The 17,291-nt window shown below is 61.5% G+C and carries 12 protein-coding genes; 1 reads left to right on the forward strand and 11 read right to left on the reverse strand.

The window, feature by feature from the left end:
* Nucleotides 1–181: 181 nt before the first annotated feature.
* From ACCQ13_RS08360 to ACCQ13_RS08370, 3 genes are all read right to left on the reverse strand, one after another.
* Nucleotides 182–1,471, reverse strand: a complete 1,290-nt coding sequence (locus ACCQ13_RS08360; protein ID WP_159406993.1) for a peptidoglycan-binding protein — start codon at nucleotides 1,469–1,471, stop codon at nucleotides 182–184.
* A gap of 15 nt (nucleotides 1,472–1,486) precedes the next feature.
* On the reverse strand, nucleotides 1,487–2,122 hold the full coding sequence (locus ACCQ13_RS08365; RefSeq protein WP_159406994.1) for a hypothetical protein: 636 nt from the start codon (nucleotides 2,120–2,122) through the stop codon (nucleotides 1,487–1,489).
* 278 nt (nucleotides 2,123–2,400) lie between these two features.
* On the reverse strand, nucleotides 2,401–2,661 hold the full coding sequence (locus tag ACCQ13_RS08370) for a lysozyme inhibitor LprI family protein (RefSeq protein WP_159406995.1): 261 nt from the start codon (nucleotides 2,659–2,661) through the stop codon (nucleotides 2,401–2,403).
* A 53-nt stretch (nucleotides 2,662–2,714) separates the two neighbouring features.
* On the opposite strand from ACCQ13_RS08370, the gene ACCQ13_RS08375 reads away from it, so the two are divergent.
* On the forward strand, nucleotides 2,715–2,864 hold the full coding sequence (locus ACCQ13_RS08375; RefSeq protein ID WP_159406996.1) for a hypothetical protein: 150 nt from the start codon (nucleotides 2,715–2,717) through the stop codon (nucleotides 2,862–2,864).
* Nucleotides 2,865–2,926: 62 nt separating this feature from the next.
* Here ACCQ13_RS08375 and ACCQ13_RS08380 read toward each other — a convergent pair whose 3' ends face one another.
* The 8 genes from ACCQ13_RS08380 to ACCQ13_RS08415 all read right to left on the reverse strand — a co-directional run bounded on the left by ACCQ13_RS08380 (nucleotide 2,927) and on the right by ACCQ13_RS08415 (nucleotide 16,730).
* On the reverse strand, nucleotides 2,927–4,720 hold the full coding sequence (locus tag ACCQ13_RS08380; protein ID WP_159406997.1) for a type IV secretory system conjugative DNA transfer family protein: 1,794 nt from the start codon (nucleotides 4,718–4,720) through the stop codon (nucleotides 2,927–2,929).
* Nucleotides 4,721–4,995: 275 nt separating this feature from the next.
* Nucleotides 4,996–7,089, reverse strand: coding sequence for a flagellar biosynthesis protein FlhA (flhA, locus tag ACCQ13_RS08385; protein WP_104605207.1), 2,094 nt, complete (start codon nucleotides 7,087–7,089; stop codon nucleotides 4,996–4,998).
* On the reverse strand, nucleotides 7,086–8,216 hold the full coding sequence (flhB, locus tag ACCQ13_RS08390; RefSeq protein ID WP_104605206.1) for a flagellar biosynthesis protein FlhB: 1,131 nt from the start codon (nucleotides 8,214–8,216) through the stop codon (nucleotides 7,086–7,088). Before flhB ends, flhA begins: the two co-directional genes overlap by 4 nt.
* A gap of 101 nt (nucleotides 8,217–8,317) precedes the next feature.
* On the reverse strand, nucleotides 8,318–11,239 hold the full coding sequence (locus tag ACCQ13_RS08395) for a ligand-binding sensor domain-containing diguanylate cyclase (protein ID WP_159406998.1): 2,922 nt from the start codon (nucleotides 11,237–11,239) through the stop codon (nucleotides 8,318–8,320).
* A 163-nt stretch (nucleotides 11,240–11,402) separates the two neighbouring features.
* Nucleotides 11,403–14,201, reverse strand: coding sequence for a ligand-binding sensor domain-containing diguanylate cyclase (locus ACCQ13_RS08400; RefSeq protein ID WP_223214448.1), 2,799 nt, complete (start codon nucleotides 14,199–14,201; stop codon nucleotides 11,403–11,405).
* 249 nt (nucleotides 14,202–14,450) lie between these two features.
* A complete protein-coding gene (gene fliR, locus ACCQ13_RS08405; RefSeq protein WP_104605200.1) occupies nucleotides 14,451–15,242 on the reverse strand; it encodes a flagellar biosynthetic protein FliR in 792 nt (263 codons plus the stop codon).
* 8 nt (nucleotides 15,243–15,250) lie between these two features.
* Nucleotides 15,251–15,520: a flagellar biosynthetic protein FliQ gene (locus ACCQ13_RS08410; RefSeq protein ID WP_104605198.1), complete on the reverse strand. Its 270-nt coding sequence runs from the start codon at nucleotides 15,518–15,520 to the stop codon at nucleotides 15,251–15,253.
* A gap of 259 nt (nucleotides 15,521–15,779) precedes the next feature.
* A complete protein-coding gene (locus ACCQ13_RS08415; RefSeq protein ID WP_159407000.1) occupies nucleotides 15,780–16,730 on the reverse strand; it encodes an IS30 family transposase in 951 nt (316 codons plus the stop codon).
* Nucleotides 16,731–17,291 lie beyond the last annotated feature (561 nt).

Below are 17,291 nucleotides of genomic sequence, written 5' to 3' on the forward strand. Positions count from 1 at the left end.
TTTCTTTACGAATCCGAATAAATTCCATGAGGTGGCGAAACTCTGGCGTGATAATGTCCCGTCAGGAAAGTTATATACTGATGTAGCAATATTATTGATTGTGTGCTGCCCGGCGTTGATATTTTCTCATCGGATAATCCTGATTTTTCCATGGCAAGACGATTTTCTGTACCGAAAGCTATTATTGCGTCGGGGCGTTCAGTTGCGCATTTTGTGCTTGAGTCTGTGTTGTCATTTGTACCTGTTGTTGATTATATTGTTGAATCTGCTGGATGGATTGCTCCGGCTGAGGTGACTTGGTGTTCAGGTCGACGAAGACAGGACTTGATAGCGGGCCGCTTCCAGCGAAACCAATGTTCATGGCTGCTTCGTTCAGGTGAATCGTTGAAAGAGTATTTGCGGTGATGTTGTTCGAATGGCAAGCGGCAGTGAACTGTAATAACCGGTTTTCTGATGCCTCTGGGATACGTTGATGCAGTTCATTATACAGGGCGTGATTTGCGTGGCTCTTGTTTCTCGGATCACTGTCCGCAAACAAGGGGGTGTGATTGGACACCTGAGATGTCGGAGAGTCAATTGCTTGCTGTTGACATTGTTCGTGTATGGCCTTCAGGGTGGCGGGTCCAGCAATGCCGTCCTGCTTTAGTCCATGGTCGCGCTGGAAGGTTTTCAATGCGGTATCGGTATCACGGCCAAAGTCTTTGTCCGCATGCAAGGGTCGTCCCCGACTATCCGTGTAGCCGAGCGCAGCTAAATCAGTTTGCAAGGTGCCTACTGCTTCTCCATGCGCACCTAACTTTATTGATTTAACCCAATTTTGACTTTCAACGGTTTTTTCCTCCTCAAGTTTTTCAAGAGTGATTTTCCCGCTTCGTATATCTTCCACAAGCTCAGGTGTAATTCTTTTTGACCAATCTTCTGAGAGTCTTACGCGTGCATCTGCACCATTATGTCCGCCGTTAATTCTCTGACCGGCTGCACGTGCATCAGAGCGTTCGTTCTCTGGTACCCTGTCTTTCCAATATGCAATTGCTAATTTTGCGGAAGTCTCTGGGTCTGCTGCCAAATCTGGATTTCCAGCCAAGTCGACGTCGAACTTTTTACCAAATGTCTCGTAGTTATTTCGTCCCGTATATTGAAAGTACCCCCTCCCGTGATATCTATAGCCATCACCAGGTTCCGTGTTACCTAAATCTTTTCTGTCTTCGTATAAAATCTTAGCTACCTCGCTTGGTTTTCCGCTATCTACTGCATCTTTTATTTGATCCTCTGTAAATCGCTTATTTGCGGAGCGCGATGCATTTTCTATCGCGGCAACTGATTTGTAATTCAGATCTTCATGCATTGTGGTAAAGTTTCTGGTTTCTACAGAGGCGTTACCCATAATATTGGACAGCTCTGTTGGTGAGGTGATTCCAGAGTCAATTGCGCGTTTAAGAAGTGGTGCTGAGCTTTTATTGAAATTAGGCATTTTGCTACCCTTTTTTTAGTTGGCTAGCGACTTGTGCGACTTCATTTCTTTTTCTATGCTAATTGGATCGAAATCAGATAGTGTTATAAAGTGCAAATTTTCCGGATATCTCACGGATTCTCTAAATGGTTCATTCTCACCCGTGTTTTGGTTTTCCTCAAAAAATGTGCTAATGGCTTGTGATAAATACCATGTATTTTTCTGGGTAGAATAATTAAATTCATAGGTGTCATAACCGCCAGTGCGCTGATTTGTATAGCTTATTTCCAGGGGTTTTATTTCTAAATTTTCATTCAGATCGGAGGAGTTTTGCGCATTTTCATTGTAGATACAGTCAACTACCTTGTCATTCTTCTCGGTTACAGAGAATGTATTTCCCTTACGCTTGAGGATCATCAGTGTGCAGGGGAGGGGCTCGGCGCCAGATAGATCCTTACGCCGCACGATTGCTACAGCACTTGTGTCCCCGTCGCCGAATAAATTTGTTTCTTGATAGGCGAGTAGAATTTCATTTGGTGCTGCGGTCCAATGAGTTTCCTTACGTGCGGGATCCTGTTTAGGAATAAGTGTAGCCTGCGCAGTGTCAGGTGCGCCGCATGATGACGAGATTATGCAAAATACGACAATAATTAAAAAATTTATTGTTTTCATAATTCACCATGTAAGTGTATGCAGTCATGGGCTGACGTTAAAACATTAATTTAATTTCGAAATCAGGTTGGTGGCGATGTTTGGTTATTATTCAGTGAGTTGGATTTTCATAAATGCCGGGTGAGCTGTATTTTCATTGTTTTGAGGTTTAATTGACTTGGGTTTGTGGCGTAATTCTCAAATTTCTCATTCTTGGATTTTGCCTTTATTTCTCGGTGGCGACTAATTGCTGCGTTGTCATATCTCGGGTTGCGTTGAGAGGGCTTTGTATATTAAGTTCATTTTTTCACTAAGTGCAGATATTTATCAAGGGTATTTGCCCTTTCGCATATCCTGAAAATCTCGTTTTGCCCCTGTTGCAAGTTGTCTACTTGCTCATCTCCATAAATGATGTTTTCAAATGTTTCATCTTTTACTTTTGATTCCAGCCAAGCTCTCTCCGCCATTACTAAAAGTTTTTTAGATTTTTCGTCAACTGCATTGAGTAGTGTTTTATATGATTTATTGAGTCTTGCATCTTGATATTTTTTTTTCAGCACTCATGCACGCAGCAGCTGCAATAGTCTCTAATTTTGAATTTCTGACACAAGCCATGAAGTCGTTGCTGACCCCGGGTGGTGCATTGCTGTGCACAGATTCATTGTCAGAGGCATTGCATGATAGTGCAAAGAAAAATGAAGCGAGCATCATTAATGAAATTTTTCGGAAAGCCAGCATCTTGATTCGCCTATTTAAATTTTGATTTGTAAGTTGCAAAAAATATTACCAGCAGGGCCCAGGCTGAGGTATGGATTTTAATTAAATTTAATCGCTAAGCGCGGCAGCGACTCTCGTACTCTTCGCTTTTACGACATATTCTACAGCTGTTGCTTGTGGTGGATTTTGTATGGCCTTGATTTCGATAGGCGGTGAAGCTGCATGTCCTTTAAGCACTTTATCCTTGAAGAACCAGTTCTTTTCGCAGCGGATCGGCTTGCTCCCTTCGAAGAACAGCAGTTCGTCATTGCCGGGCAGCTCCTTGATCTCCTGCGGCAGCATCAGGGCGCGGCGTTCTTCGGTAAAGTTGTATGACACGTTGCTGCCACCGCCGCCCTTGCTGGTGGAGCGGTGACGCTTGCGGATCGTCGTATATCCCAGCATGTCGCTGTAGGCGTTGGCGTCTTCCTGCTCGCGCGGGGTGAAGACGATGCTGGCGGCATGGTTGGTGATGAAGTTCTGTGCGTCGTCGGCGCCATAGGTGGCACGCAACTGCGACTGGCTCTGGATGATGCACAAATCGCGCACGCCATAGCTGGCAGAGATGGAGATGCGCTTGGACCAGACATCGACCCGGCCCATGGCGGTGAATTCGTCCATCAGCATCAGCATCTGGTACTTGAGCTTGGGATCTTCGTTGAGCTGTTTATCGAGATTATTACCGATCACCGAGCTGAAGAAGATATTCAACAGCTTGCTGCTTTCATCCAGTTTCTGGGTGGGGATGATGACGTACACGGTGGTGAGCCGCTTGCGGATGGCGGTGACGTCGATATCGGTGGCATTGGTAGCGGCTGCCAGGATCGGGCTCAGGAACTGTTGCAACGGCGCCTGCATGGTGGCCATGACCGAAGAGAACGTCTGTTCCGCCAGGCCGGCCAGCGCACTGAAGGTGGAGCGCGTCTGTGGACTGATGTAGTTGTAGTTTTTATTTGCGAGGATTCGTTTCAGCATATCGCTGGTTTTTTCGCCGTCGCTGCCGCCGGTTGACACGCGTAAAATGCGCTCAAAGCTTGGGAAAAGTTCGCTGGTGTTTGGATCTTCTACGCCAGGGAACTGCATGTTTCTCATGTTGTCCCATCGCTCGAACATATAAGAGGCGAATGCAGTGAACGCGGTACGCGCCTGGGTGACCCAGAAGGCGTCTTTGCCCGGTTCGTCCGGATACAGAATCGCGGCCATGGTCTGGATGGAGGCGATGCGTTCGCGCGGATCTTCGGGTACCAGGGTCAATGGGTTGAAACGGTGGGTCTGGCCATTGGTGGCGTAAGGCGCCCAGACATAGATCTTCTGGCCTTGCGAGGCCCGGTATCCGCTGGTGGCCTTGAACAACTCGCCTTTCAGGTCGAGTACGACCATGGATTGTTGGTAGGTCAGCAACACGGGGATGGCAATGGAGGTGGTCTTGCCGGAGCGCGTGGGTGCCACCACGATGACGTGGAGCGCGCCATTGATATAGATATAGCGGCCACCGAGCTTGCCGACCAGGATGCTTTCCGGCTTTTTCTCCAGCATGCCGGCTTTCTTTAAATCACCGACAGTGGCAAAGCTGGCTTGCCCATGCAGGGATTGCTGTTTTTTTCTCAGCACGGGAATCAACAGCAGCAACCAGGTGACAAGGGGCAGGCCGAAACCGATGATGCCGCTGATCTTGATGCGGGTGACGTAGGGTTGCACTTGCGGAAGGTCCAGCGCCCTCCAGTAGTCCAGATAAGTGGTCGCCTTCAATGGCACCTGCAATTTCAGCAGCATCAGCGTCATGTAACCGGACAGATACAACCCGGCGACCAATGCAAGGACCAACAGCATCGCTGCAATGCCCGCCTTTCCCTTACTACCCATGCGTCCATCTCCGTGTGTGATTGCCTCCGCGCGCTCACCGGTGCCCAGCGGGAGGCGGTCTTTGTCCAAGCGGCGTTCATCATAGATGAGTGCGGCGGGAACTGGCGTCGCGGCGGCGTCAACTGCCCTGTAGGCCACGGCTGACCAGCACGGAAACCAGAGGCGCCGGGTCGCGTCGGTGGGGCAGCAACAGGAGGCCGCAGTGGACGCACCGAAGTGCGTCAGGCGGAGAGGGGAGCGCGAAGGGAACCCTGGCCAGCGCCGGGCTTGCCGCCTCAGCTGATGGTGCCGACCAGTTTCAGGCGCTTGTCTTCCGGCACTTCGCTGTAGGCCAGCACCGACAGGCTGGGCACGCTGTGGCGGACCAGGCGGGCCAGCGCCGCGCGCACCTGGCCGGGCACCAGCACCACCGCCGGTTCGTTGCGGGCTTCCTGCTTGCCCACGCAATCGGCCAGGCTCTGATGCAGTCGTTCGGCCAGGCCCGGCTCCAGCGCCACGCCGTTGCCATGGGTGGAGTCCTGCAGCACGCGTTCCAGCTGCGGGGCCAGGGTGAACACCGGCAGCTCGGCCGACATGCCGGCGATCTCCTGCACGATGAAGCGGCCCAGCGAGGTGCGCACTGCGGCGGTGAGAGTGGCCGGGTCCTGGCTGTGCGGGGCATGCTCGACCAGGGCTTCGACGATCTTGCGCAGTTGGCGCACCGGAATGCGCTCGATCAGCAGGTTCTGCAGCACGCGCACCACCACCGACAGCGGCAAGGCTTTCGGGGTGAGGTCTTCGACCATCTTCGGCGCGGTCTTGCCCAGGGTGGCGAGCAGTTGCTGCACTTCTTCGTGGCCGAGCAGTTCGGGAGCGTGTTCGCGGATCAGGTGTGACAGGTGGGTGGCAACCACGGTCGCCGGGTCGACCACGGTGTAGCCCATCGATTCGGCATAGGCGCGCTGGTGCGTCTGGATCCAGGTAGCGTCCAGGCCGAACGCCGGGTCCTTGCCGGGGATGCCGTCCAGCTGGCCGAGCGCGCCGCCCGGGTCCAGCGCCAGCTCGCGGTCGGGATGGATCTCGGCGGTGGCCACCGGCACGCCGTGCACCAGCAGCCGGTAGGCGTTGGCCGACAGCTCCAGGTTGTCGCGGATATGCACCGGTGGCACCAGGAAGCCGATGTCCTGGGTGAGCTTGCGGCGCACGCCCTTGATGCGCGCCATCAGTTCGCCGCCCTGGTTCTTGTCCACCAGCGGGATCAGCCGGTAGCCCACTTCCAGGCCCAGCGGGTCGATCGGGCGCAGTTCGTCCCAGCTCAGCTCCGAGCTGGCCTGGGCGGCGGTGGCCGCGGCAGCGGCCTGCGGATCGGTGGCGGCATCGCCGGCGGCCGGGGCGGCCAGGCTGCGCTTGTACATTTTCCAGGCGATCACGCCCAGGATCAGACCCAGCGTCAAAAACGCGACGTTGGGCATGCCCGGCACCAGGCCGACCAGGCCCAGGATGGCCGCCGCCACCGCCAGGGCGCGGTGCTGGCCAAACACCTGGCTAATCATGGCACCGCGCATGTCCTGCGCGCGCGAGGCGCGGGTCACCAGCAGGGCGACCGAGGAGGACACCAGCAGTGCCGGCAGCTGCGCCACCAGGCCGTCGCCGATGGACAGCAGGGTATAGGTCGACGCCGCATCCACGAACGACATGCCGTGCTGGAACATGCCCACCGCCATGCCGCCGATGAGGTTGATGAACAGGATCAGGATGGCGGCGATGGCGTCGCCGCGGATGAACTTGTTGGCACCGTCCATCGCGCCGTAGAAGTCGGCTTCTTCACGCACTTCCTCGCGGCGGGCCTTGGCCTCCTCGCGCGTCAGCAAACCGGCGTTGAGGTCGGCGTCGATGGCCATCTGTTTGCCGGGCATGGCGTCCAGGATGAAGCGCGCGGTCACTTCCGACACGCGTCCGGCACCCTTGGTGATGACCACGAAGTTGATGATGGTCAGGATCGCGAACACCACGATGCCCACGGCGTAGTTGCCGCCGATCACGAACTGGCCGAAGGCCTCGATCACCTTGCCGGCGGCGGCATGACCGTCCTGGCCATTGATGAGGATCACGCGGCTGGAGGCGACGTTCAGCGCCAGCCGCAGCATCGTGGTCATCAACAGCACGATCGGAAAGATGGTGAATTCCAGCGGGCGCTGCACGTACACCACCGCCAGCAGCACCATCAGCGAGATGGCGATGTTGAAGGTGAACAACGCATCCAGCACCGGTGCGGCCAGCGGCACCATCAGCATGGCCAGCATGGCCATCAGCGCCAGCGGGGCGCCCAGGCCGTTGCGCAGCAACTCCATGACGCGCCGGGCATTTAACGGGGCGGGTTGGGCACTCATGCGCTGGCTCCCTTGCCGAACTCATCCACGTCCAGCGACGGCACTTCCGGCATCGGGCCGCCGTTCCACCCGCGTAGCTGGTAGACGTAGGACAGGACCTGGGCCACGACCGAATAGAGTCTCACGGGAATTTCCTTGCCGATCTGGGCTTCCCTATACAAGGCGCGTGCCAAAGGCGGAGCGGTGACGATCGCCACGCGGTGCTGTTCGCCGGCTTCGCGGATGCGGAAGGCCATTTCGTCCACGCCCTTGGCCACCACGATCGGGGCGCGCATCTTGCCGCCTTCGTACTTGAGCGCCACCGCGTAGTGGGTGGGGTTCATCAGCACCACGTCGGCCTTGGGCACCGCTTCCATCATCTGGCGCTGCGACATCTGCATCTGCATCTGGCGGATGCGGCCCTTTACTTCCGGGCTGCCTTCGCTTTCCTTCATCTCGCGCTTGATCTCCTCGCGCGTCATCTTCAGCTTCCGCAGCCAGTTCCACTTCTGGTACGGCGCATCGATGGCGGCCAGCAGCACCAGGGCGCCGGCGGTGTAGAGCAGCAGGCTCTTGGTGAAGTCCAGGCCGTTGCCGACGGCCTGTTCCAGCGATTGGTTCACCAGCTCGCGCAGGCCTTGCAGGCCGCCGGCGAAGCACAGCCAGGCGGCCAGGGCCACGAACAGCAGGCGCAGCACCGACCTGACCAGCTCGGCCAGGCTGTTGCTGCCCCACATGCGCTTGACCCCGTTCATCGGGTTGAGCTTGTTGAGGTCGGGCATGAATGCCTTGCCGGAAAAATGCAGGCCGCTCATCAGCAGCGGCCCGACCAGACCAGCCAGCAGGCAGATGCCGATCAGCGGCAGCATCACCCACAGCAACTGCAGCAACAGGTCGCCGAAATGGCCAAACAACGCCATCGGGTTCTGCCGCATGGCCGGGTCGGGCGTGAGCGCGTTTTTCATCCATGCCTCCGCGCCATCGCCGATGCCGCTGGCCAGGGCCATCAGGCCGAACACGCCGGCACCGAACACCGCCGCCGTGGACAACTCGCGCGATTGCGGGATGTTGCCCTGTTCGCGGGCTTCGCGCAGGCGTTTTTCGGTGGGAAGCTCGGTACGCTCGCCGCCGTCTTCGGACTCGGACATGGGGCTGCCGGTGGGTGGTTAATCCTGCCTGATGCAAGTGGCGTGCCAATTGATGGTCGCGCGTGGGGAATGGGGCGGGCCGGCGCCCGGCCGCGCCGGCGTCAGGCAGCCGAGACGTCGGGTTCTTCCGGTTCGATCCGGTTGCGGCCGTGGCGTTTGGCCCGATACAAGGCCTCGTCTGCGCGTGCCAGCAGGGTGGCGGCGGTGTCGCCGGGACGGAACCAGGACACCCCGATCGAGCAGGTCACCTGCAGTGGATACGCGGCGCCCACCTCGTAGGGCGCCACGCCGATTGCCTCGTGAATGGCGCGCAGCCGGTGCTGGCTCTGGCGCTGCATGCCCGGCAGCAGCACCAGCAGTTCTTCGCCGCCGTAGCGCCCCACCTTGTCCGAATCGCGCAGGCAGGCGGTCAGCCGCGCGCCCACCCTGGCCAGCACCGCATCGCCGATCAGATGTCCGTGTTCGTCGTTGATCTGCTTGAAATGGTCCAGGTCGATCAGCACCACCGCCAGCGGTTGGTCGGCGCTTGCACAGGCCAGCAGTTCCTCGGCCATCGCCTCCAGGATGCCGGAGCGATTGAGCAGGCCGGTCAGTGCGTCGTGGCTGGCCTTCAGCGCCAGCGCCGCGCGGGCGCTCTCCAGATCGCGTTTTTCGCGTTCCAGCTGGTAGGTCCGTTCGGCCACCAGCTCGGCCAGCATGCGCTCGCGCGCGACCAGGTGGCGGTGCCGCCAGCGCCACAGGCCGATCAACAGGCCACCACCGATCAGCACGTACAGCGCAATTGCCGGCGGGCTGCGCCACCACAGCGGCGCGATCGCAAACGGCAGATCGACCACCGGCGAAACGGTGCGCCGGTAGCGGTCGAACAGCTGCACCTGCAGGCGGAAATGTCCGGATGGCAGTGGCGGCTGGTCGATCGACAGCTCGTTGCCCTGGATCCATTCCTCGTGCAGGCCGAGCAGGCGATAGCGCACGGACAGCCGGCTGGGGTCGTCATAGACTTCCATGCTCGACAGTTCGATATGCAGCGGCTTGTCGCTCCAGCCCAGCAACTGGCCACGCTGCACCGGCACGCCGCCGCGGCTGACGCTGTCGATGCGCACGCTGGGCAGGCGCTGCTCGAACAGGCGTCCGGGATCGTGCAGGTGACTGATGCCGCGCGAGGTGCCGATCCAGACCGAGCCATCAGGGTCTTCGGCGAACGCGGCTTCGGAGACGTCGTCCCAAAGCAGGCCCTGCGATTGCGACAGGTGCGCCCAGCGCTCGCCGTTGTAGACCTCCACGCCGCGCGCGTGTCCCACCCAGATCCGGCCGACGCTGTCGCCGCGCAACAGATACACACCGACATCGCGCATGGCTTCGTCGCTGACGGCCTGCAGGTCCAGCCGGCCGTCGAGCAACATGCCGTGCCACAGGCCAGGGCGATAGAACGCCAGCCACACCTCGCCGTCGTCGCTGAGATGGAACTTGCTGATCCACGGGTCTGCCGCGCCGCCATTGACCCGCACCGGGACCTTGGACCACTGCTTGCCCTGCAGCCGGAACAGGCCATTGGCGCTGGAGACCCACAAGGTGCCGTCGGCGGTATGCTGGATGTCGGTGTAGGAGATGGCGGGCAGCTCCGATACCGCATGCAGCGTGCCACCCTGCTCGGGGTGTTCGACCACGAACAGGCCGCCGACGCTCAGTACCCACAACCGGCCCTGGCGGTCGATGTGCAGGCGTCTGCCGATGCGCGGAAGCTTGCCGATCTCGGCACTGCGGCCATCGGGCCACTGACGACGCAGCTGGCCTGCCGAACTGAGCGTCCACAGGCTGCCGTCTGCGCCGCGCGCCAGGCCCACGATCTGGATGCCGGCCTCCGGCAGGGCCGGGACGAACCGCTCGTGCGGATGCGCCTGGCGGCCGATGCCGTGTTCGTTGCCCACCACCAGGGCGTCATGCGCATCGCGTGCGATCGCCCAGGTCGGTGCGGCCGGCATGCCCTGCGAGGCGTCCCAGCTTTCGATCCATTCGTAGCCGGCCCAGCGCACCAGACCCTCACCGTCCACGGTCATCCACAGATCGCCGTCGCGGTCCACCACGATCGCGTCGCTGCTGCCCGGTGGCAGTCCGTTGGCGATCCCGAAGCTACGCCAATGGTCGCCCTCCCAGCGCAGCAGCCCGTCGTTGCGGCGTACCAGCACGCGTCCCTGGCGGTCCATCACCAACGGCGCCTGCCGTCCGATCGTGCTGCCATCCAGTAGCGGGGCGGGGCGCACCGCAAAGCGTGCCGCGCCGGGTGCGCGATAGATCAGCGTACCGGCGCCACGCGCCCACAGCCCGCCCTCGCGATCGCGCAGCACGCTGGACCAGCGATCCTCCGGCACGCCTTGCTCCGGCCCGTAGACCTGCACCTGGCGCTGCGCATCGATGGCGCACAGCTTGCGCGCGCAGCCGGCCCATAGGGTGTCACCTTCCACCGACAGGCTCAGCACCTTGGACAGCTCCGGTAGGCGGGCACGCGTGGCGGTGTCCAGCAGCGGCTCGCTCTGCCAGCGGCCGTTGCTGCGAGGGCTCAGGCGTTCCAGCGTTGCACCGTTGGCCAGCACCGTGCCCCATGCCGGGCTGGCCAGCAGCATGCCTTCCTGCAGGTGCGGGGCTTCGTCGGGAGCGAGCTTGCGCAAGCCGTGTTCGTCGCCGACAAACAGGGCCTTGAATCCGGCAACCCAGAGCTGGCCGTCGGCGGCCTGGCTCATCGCGTTGATGGGCTCGTTGCGCAGACCGCCCAGTTCCATCTGCTTGAAGATGCGCCCGTTGTAGCGATACAGGCCGCTTTCGGTACACACCCACAGCAGCGTGGCGCGGGTCTGCAACAGACAGGTGCCGGCCAGGCCCACCAGGCCCTGGTCATGCGCGTAGCGGCGGATGCTGACGCTCTGCGCCCCGGCCAGGCCGGCCACCGCCAGCCACGCCAGCAGCAACACCGCCACGTACGGTGCACGCCGGCCTGTTGACCTGCTCTGGTAGTGCAAGAACCCCACGGGCGTTGCAGTCTCCCACGCATCGTGCGTGCGGTTCGCGCGTGGCGCGCACCTCTCACGCTTCGGTTGGCAGCCCGTTACGGGCCGCGATATACCGACTAGCGGCTGTCGTTGCGGAATACTTTAATCATGCCGCGTGCAGCGTGGGTGCAGACGCCAGCGCTTACGCGTCGCTGGCTGGGGCGTCGCCGATTGCTTCCTCGGCATAGGCGATCCGGTTGCGGCCGTCGCGTTTGGCGCTGTACAGCGCTGCGTCGGCGCGCGCCAGCAGGTGTTCCAGGGTTTCGCCGGGCTGCTGCCACGCCACGCCGGCCGAGCAGGTGAGCTGCAAGCTGCCGCCGTCGATGTGGTATTGGCCGCAGATGCCACGGTGCAGGGCCTCCAGGCGATGTGTGGCGCCACGGTGCAGGCCCGGCAGCAGCGCCAGCAACTCTTCGCCACCATAGCGCCCGACCCGGTCATCGCCACGCACCAGTGCGTTGAGCCGGCGTCCGACGTCGGCCAGCACCGCATCGCCAGCCAGGTGTCCGTGCTGGTCGTTGACCTGCTTGAAGTGGTCCAGGTCGATCAACACCACCGCCAGCGGGCGCACTACCGGATCGGCGCCCAGCAGCAGGCTACGCAGCGCGGCCAGGATGCCGGCGCGGTTGAGCAGGCCGGTGAGTTCGTCGTGGCTGGCCTTGAGCGCCAGTTCGGCGCGTGCTGTTTCCAGGTTGCGCTTGTCCTGCTCCAGCTCGGCGGTGCGCTCGGCGACCAGTTTTTCCAGTTCGCGCTTGCGTCGCAGCAACTTGGCCGTGCGCCACCGCAACAGTCCGATCACTGCGGCGATGGCCAGCAGCAGATAGGCGAGCAGCGCCAGTGGGCCACGCCACCATGGTGGCGTCAGGACGAACTCGAAACGTGTGATGGGGCTGACGCTGCGCTGGCTGGCATCCACCGCCTGCACCTCCAGCGTGTAGCGTCCCGGGGGCAGCAACGGATAGCTCAGATGGCTCAACGAGGTGGTGGCCCAGCCGGCTTGGTGGCCTCTGGCCCGGTAACGGAAGCTGATGCGATCCGGGCCGCCCTCCGCACCGGGCGTACCGATCTCCACGTCCAGCGGGACCTGCGACCAGGGCACCTGCGCACCGGGGGCGATGGTCTGCTCGCCTCGGTGCACGCGCAGCACCTCCACCCGCAGCGGAGGTGCGGTAAATACCTGCAAGGGATCCTTCAGGTGGGTCAATCCACGGCTGCTGCCCAGCCAGATGCTGCCATCGGTATCTTCGAACAAGCCATTGGCGGACAGGTCGTCCCACAGCAAGCCTTCGCTACGGGTGGCACGCGACCAGTGCCCGTCTTTCAGCAGATCCAGTCCCTGGCTACTGCCCAGCCACAGGTTTCCCTTGCTGTCATGCCGCAGGATGAAGGGCATGACGCGCGCCACCAGCGGGTCGTTGACCGGGGTCAAGGTAATCTGCGCGGCGTCCTGCACGGTGCCGTGCCACAGGCCGGTGTCGCGCAATGACACCCAGAGCTGGCCGTCGGCGGAGAAATCGAGCAGGAAGAAATCGTGCGTGGGCAGGTCGCCATGGACCTGCACGCGAACCCAGCGGCCGTCCGCTTCGCGGCGATACAGGCCCTCGCGCGTGCTGGCCCACAGGCGTCCCTGGCGATCAAGGTCCAGGTCCACCACGAACACCGTTGGCACCATCGGTTCCTGCCTGGCCTGCGGCGGCATCCCGGGAGCAACCGAATACAAGCCGCGCGGGGTGGTGATCCACAGCACGCCTGCCGGGTCGAATTGCAGCTTGTTGATCGGAACGCCGAGCCGCAGCATGTCGATGGTCTTGCCGGTCTGCGGGTCGCGCCGCGCCAGCAGACCGGACGAGCGCCCCACCCAGGCCGCGCCATCGACCGGCGACAGCGCGATGGAGACCGCCTGCAGCAGCGGCTCGCCGTTGGCGAGCGTCCACGGTTGCACGCGTCCGGTCGCCGGATCCAGCACATTGGAGCCGGCATCGCCGCCCACCAGCAGTTCGCCGCTAGGTAGCCGCTGGATCGCCCAGGTGGGCGCTTCGGCCAGCCCCTGGCTTTCGTCCCAGTGCTCGATGGTGCCGTAGCCCAGCCAGCGCTGCACCCCCAGCCCGCGCGTGCCGATCCACAACTGGCCGGTGCTCTGCATCAGCAATGGGCCAACCATCGGGCTGATTCCTGCCCCCTTGTCGTGACCGAAATAGCGCCAGTGGTCGCCTTCCCAGCGCACCATGCCGCGATCGGAGCGGGTCAGCAGGCGGCCTTGCGCGTCTTCGGACAGGGTGGTGGCCGCTGAGAGCGTGTCGAAACTGCTGCCGGCCGGTGGCGGATGTGCCTGGAACTCGCGTTCGCCGGGCGCACGCGACAACACCGCGCCCCCGCCACGCAGCCACATCCGGCCCGCACGGTCACGGAAGATGGCACGCCAGTTCCGTTGTGGCACGCCCTCGGCGCTGCCGAGCAGTGCGACATGCCCGGCGGCATCGATGCGACAGACCTGTTTGCCGCAGCTGGACCACAAGGTCTGCCCATCGGCCAGCAAGGCCTTGCCGGCCGGCAGCAGGGTGCCGTCGTCCAGGCGCAACGGCAGTACCCGGACGCTCCAGCCAGCGGGTGCCTTCGGCGACAGCTGCAGCAGTTGGTTCTCGCTGACCACCACTGCGCCGTCCGCGTAGGCCGCGATCACGTTGCCGCTGTCGGCGCGGATCGGATTGCCATCGCGCAGGACCGGCGTGAAGGTACGGCCATCGCCCACGAAGACCCCGTTGACGCTGGCAACCCACAGACGTCCGCGACGATCCAGCGTCAAGGCCCGGATGAAGCGTGCGTCCAGGCCGCTTTCCTTGCCCACCAGGATGAAACGTTCGCGTTCGAAGCGGTGCAGGCCCAGCTCGGTGCCGATCCAGACCACCCCCTGGCGGTCTTCGAGCAGGCTGTTGACGGTCATGCCCTGCAGGCCGTCGGCCTGGCCATAGTCGCGAAGGCTGTAGGTCTGCGCGCCGACGCTCGCTGCCAGCACCCAGCCGAGCAGGCACAGCGCAACCTGGCGGCAGCGCCTGTGGCCGTGCAAATCCCATGAAGCGAATAGCGCAAACAGGTTGGGCATTGGTGTCCGGGCAAGGAAGAGGATGGTCCACTCACACGATCGTCACCTGCGTTGGCGGCCGTTGTCCCTGAAACTTGAGCTGCGTCTCAATTAGGCGGTCAGGCCCCTGGCGGCGTCGAAGGCGGTATCGAACAGGCGCTGGACCGGCGGGGCGAACTCGCTGGCGAAGCTGGCCAGCAGGAACAAACCCAGCAGCACCGTCAGCGGCAAGCCGAGCTGCATCGGGTTGAGCGCAGGCGCGGCCTTGGACAGCGCACCGAAGGCCAGGTTGACCGCCAGCATCGCCACCATCATCGGCAGCGCCAGGGTCAGCCCGCCGCGCAGGACCTGCAGGAACAGCGTAGGGGCGACGTTGGCGAAGGCGCTGGCGTCGGGCAGGGCGGTGCCGATCGGCAAGGCCTTGTAGCTGTCCACCAGCAGGGCGATCACCGCCAGGTGGCCGTTGGCGGCGAAGAACAGCAGGCCGAAGCCGATATAGAACCATTGCGCGATCACGCCGGAGGTCACTCCGCGCATCGGATCGGACATCTGTGCGAACGACAGGCCGGTGGATTGCGACACCAGCTCGCCGGCCAGCGCACCGGCTTCGAAGATCAGCTTGAGCATGAACCCCATGCTGGCACCCACTGCCAGTTCGCGCGCGATGCTGAGCACGGCCGCCGCGGTGAATCCGTCCCATTCGGGCACTGGCGGCAGGATCGGGGCCAGTGCCATCGACAAGGTGCCGGCCAGCATCACCCGTACCCGTGCGGGCACGGCACGCGTGCCGATCAGTGGCATGGCGGTCAGCAGCGCACCGGTGCGCAGCATCGTCCACAGGATCGCCCCGACCATTGCGAACGCGCGCTGGCCATCGATCACCATCTGGGTGGCGGCATCCATCCGGTGCGCTAACCGATCAGATGGGGAATGCGCTGGAACAGCGCGATGGTGAATTCCACCAGATGCCCCAGCAGCAGGCTGCCGGTGGCGAACAGGGTGGCGGTCAACGCCACGGCCTTGGCGACGAAGGCGATGGTGGGCTCGTTCAATTGGGTGGCGGCCTGGATCACGCCGATCACCACGCCGACCACCAGCACCGCCAGCAGCATGGGGCCGGCGATCCACAGGACGGTGACCAGGCCACCACGCAATTCGGTCAGGGCGATTTCAGGGCTCATGGGGGTGGTGATGCAAGTAGGGTGCCAAAGGGGCGGGGATTGGGGATTGGTTGGTAGACGGGGATCTGATTTGCCTCGTGTTGCACTGTCTGTCGCTGTCGCTGTCGCTGTCGCTGTCGCTGTCGCTGTCGCTTTGCTCTGTTTTTGCTGTTGGCTTCTCATCCCCCCATACCGCAGCGGCAAGCCGGGTAGATACAACCCGTAGGGCGGCGCGCATGGATGCGCGACGTTTTTGTAAGGGACATGGATGTCGGTGGATTCACTCACGAAGTGCAAGGGTATCGTAGTTGAAAAAGACCTCGGCTGGAGTGAGATAGCTCAATCGTTTTCTGGGTCGGTTGTTGAGTGAATGTTCAACCTGCTGCAGCTCTTGCGCCGTGATGGTGCTGAAGTCACGACTGCGCGGAAAATACTGCCGGAGCAGTCCGTTGAGATTCTCATTGCAGCCGCGTTGCCAAGGGGCATGTGGGTCGGCAAAGTACACCTTGGTCGATAGCCGGTCCTCGATGCGGGCATCCTGGGCGAACTCGCTACCGCGATCGCAGGTCAGCGTCAGCACCTTATCGCGCACACGCCATAGGCGCGCGCAAATGACCTCGGCAACAGCATCGGCGGTGCCGTCAGGACTCCAGCCCAGACGCACATAGCCACTGCTGCGTTCGACATGCGTCACCAGCACGCCAGTGCCGCGCGATGGGCGGACCGTATCCAATTCCCAATGGCCTAACTGCGCACGTGAGGCCACATGCGCGGGGCGTTGGTGAATGGATTTGCGCTCTTCAAATCGCTTGGCACGGCCACGCCCATAAGGACGCCGCCGTGTTGGCAGGCGTAGCAAATGCCGTAACCGGTGACGCTTGAGATAGCGATACACACTGGCCACCCCTACCATCGGTTGACCCAGCAAACGCGCACGGCCGTGGATCTGCGCAGGGCTACATTTTTCGGCCAGCCCGGCCAGCAATGCAGCCTGCATCGGCCCGTCCATCTGCGCGTGGCTACTGCCTTGACTGCGACGCTGGCGGGCGGTGCGGTGCGCCTGCTGGGCACGGTACGTTCCACTACTGGCATTACGATTGCGCGCGCGCTCGCGGCCAATCGTACTGGCATGACGGCCGAGCTGGCGGGCGATGTCCGCATTGGAGACAGAGAGATCACACCCCCAGGCAATCTGGTACCGTTCGTCCTGGGTCAGGTGTCGATAGCGCATGTGCAACTCCACTTGGTCGTGTAGGGGCTCAGGCTACGACACCTGGCCCGCTACGTTATAGGACTGTTGCACTTCGCGGGCGAATCCACCGTCCCTTACAAAAATTTCTACCCGGATTGCGAACCTGGAGCGCGTAGCGCGGAAGGCGCGAGGACGGGTGTGTGTTTCTTTGGTTACTTTCTTTGCACAAGCAAAGAAGCGCTTTACAGCAGCCGAAGGCTGATCAAGTGACTCGTTCCCCGAAGGGGAGCGAAAGCTCTGCACTTGCTGTTGCTCACAGCTTTTGATTTCACATCATCAACGCAACACAACGAAATCAACGGCTTTCACGCCCTCGCGGGCGCGAGTCACTTTTCTTTGCTTGTGCAAAGAAGCGCTTTACGGCAGCCGCAGGCTGACCAAAGTAACCAAAAGAAAGCACACCCCGTCCTCGCGCCCTCCGCGCCTGCGGCGCTCCGGGTCCGCAAGTCCGACAGAAATTTTTGTAAGGGACATCCCTGTCCCTTACAAAAACGCCGCGCATCCATGCGCGCCGCCCTGCGGGTTGTATCTGCCGGCCTT

This window comes from Xanthomonas sp. NCPPB 1638 (assembly GCF_041475635.2).
Taxonomy (GTDB): Bacteria; Pseudomonadota; Gammaproteobacteria; order Xanthomonadales; family Xanthomonadaceae; genus Xanthomonas; species Xanthomonas cucurbitae.